Here is a 2,014-nt window from a genome sequence, read left to right as displayed (position 1 = left end):
GGATTTTCAGGCAGCCATAGAGAGGATTGCACCAAAGGGTATCCATTATGATCATGATGCGAGGTGGGGCGACGGAAATGGCTATTCCCACATCAGGGCTTCTCTGCTTGGACCCTCTCTGACCGTACCCTTTTCGTCCTCAAAGTTACTTCTCGGAACATGGCAGCAGATTGTGCTCATCGATTTTGACAATAGACCCAGGACCCGGAGGGTGGTGATACAGGTGTTGGGAGAGTGAGCAAATAGCCCTGATCAGACGAACTTGATCGAAAAGTGCTGTGGTTTATATCGTACATTCAGGTTGACAATGAGTGGTGTAATCGCCTCTATCATACTCGAGATTTCAAGGGGCCCGGCATCGAGGACTCTGAGATTCCGCATATCTTCGGTCAGCGTTTTGACAACCTCCTTGGCTTCATCGTCATCTCCACATATTACAACGTCATAATCGAGCGGATGTTCAATATCACTCAGTTCCTTAGCCGGGAGATTGTGATATGCAGACACAAGTCTTGCGCCTTCTGGCAAAACCTGTTTTATCTCAAGCGCTGCAGAACCCTGAGAAGGTGGGGAATAAAAGAAAGACCTGCCCCTTTTAACCATTGGAACTACCGGTGAGACAACGATTTGGTTGTTAATGCTGTTTCGTACGCTTTCCAATGTGGAAACTGCGTATTCGGGTGGTATGCTTATGATGATCACTTCAGACTCTTTAGCAGCTTCTGCGTTAGGCATACCGTGTATGATGGACTTTATGCCACGCTCTGAAAGCTTTTGGTTGTACTGCGATGCTATGCCCTTGGCTTTTTCTTCGCTCCTCGATCCAATGAATATTTCGTGACCAACTTTTGACCAACGAAGCACAAGCCCCTCCGCGATATCCCCGGTTCCGCCTAATAGAGAGATTTTCATTCGCTAAGCTCCTATATTTGATTTTGCATTATTTTAACAAAAGAATCGGTTGAGTAAAGTGAACAAATTAGAAACTATTTTAATTCTTAAGATACTTAGAACCTTTTCTTTAAATGCCAGAAAATAGAAAAGTTTTCTTTAGAAAAGGAACTTTCTTGTTCGCTTTTATCCGGATCTGGGATGGAGAAAAATGGAACTACTCCTCCCCACAGTATCACAGATTTATTTTTATTTTCCGATCTAATCCTGTCGGTGAGATTGAATTCCATTGTAGGATAAACTGAGTAGCTGTTTAACAATTGATGTAAATCGATTTGATCGGATTCATTGATTGAAGAACTTTCAGGATGGCGGTTATCTATGAAATTGAATTGCTCAGGTAGCAATTTTAGATTTTCCAGTGGTTTTTGTACCGTGGTGCCTGAACTATCATTTGCTTGAGGGTACACTGAGATCCCAGTTAATAATAAGATCAAAATTGTGATTATATATGTTCGCCCCATGTTATTATAATACCCCAATCTTATTACTATTATTCACTCTTAGCGATAATTCAAGTCCGTATCTATGAAAACTTAGGTTTTTGAAGAAAAACTCCATTTGACGTTTTCCTACCTGAAGGGTTCTGTATTAAACGAATCCTCATGGGGATTCTAGGAAATTCATTAGAACTTTATTGAATTCATGAGGTTTCTCTTTCATCATAAAGTGTCCTGCGTCCTTTATAACGTGAAGCATTGAGTTTTTAATCTTTTCGTGGAGATACTCCCCATATTTTACGGGGGTTAGAATATCCTGATCGCCTGAAATAATGAGTGTCCGGACCAAGATTTCCTCAAGTTCGTCCACGGTATCAAACTCATCGCATGCGATAAAATCCTGATATACTACCTCGGGTGTGGTATTCAGGAGTCCGTTTCTGAATTCTTCCTTTAATTCATCCGAAGATGAAGACGCGAGAGCGCGGGACGGAGCGATTTCACAAAATTTATCGTAGTCGTTTTTTACCAAATTTAGGGTTTCTTTGGCGACCCTGAGCCTGGCGCCTGTCGCTACAAGAATAAGGGAATTAACACTTTCCGGGTAGTCGACGGCGTATACC

General features: G+C 42.1%; 4 protein-coding genes. 1 reads left to right on the top strand and 3 read right to left on the bottom strand.

The annotated features are described in order from the left end of the window. Positions 1-238 (top strand): YjbQ family protein (locus VGA95_13245; GenBank protein ID HEX9667506.1); only part of this gene is annotated, 238 nt, incomplete at its 5' end. Positions 239-252: 14 nt separating this feature from the next. Here VGA95_13245 and npdG read toward each other — a convergent pair. The 3 genes from npdG to VGA95_13230 form a co-directional block, all read right to left on the bottom strand. Next, a complete protein-coding gene (gene npdG, locus VGA95_13240) occupies positions 253-912 on the bottom strand; it encodes an NADPH-dependent F420 reductase (protein ID HEX9667505.1) in 660 nt (219 codons plus the stop codon). A 95-nt stretch (positions 913-1,007) separates the two neighbouring features. Next, positions 1,008-1,415, bottom strand: coding sequence for a hypothetical protein (locus tag VGA95_13235; protein HEX9667504.1), 408 nt, complete (start codon positions 1,413-1,415; stop codon positions 1,008-1,010). Positions 1,416-1,554: 139 nt separating this feature from the next. Further along, on the bottom strand, positions 1,555-2,014 hold a 460-nt coding region (locus VGA95_13230; protein ID HEX9667503.1), incomplete at its 5' end, for an alpha/beta hydrolase.

Source organism: Thermodesulfobacteriota bacterium, from assembly GCA_036397855.1.
GTDB lineage: Bacteria > Desulfobacterota_D > UBA1144 > Nemesobacterales > CSP1-2 > DASWID01.
This window is presented reverse-complemented; position numbering and strand designations above follow the sequence as displayed.

Excerpts from the sequence above, each read along its gene's own strand:
- npdG (HEX9667505.1), bottom strand. The coding sequence starts at position 912 with ATGAAAATCTCTCTATTAGGCGGAACCGGGGATATCGCGGAGGGGCTT.
- VGA95_13235 (HEX9667504.1), bottom strand. The coding sequence starts at position 1,415 with ATGGGGCGAACATATATAATCACAATTTTGATCTTATTATTAACTGGG.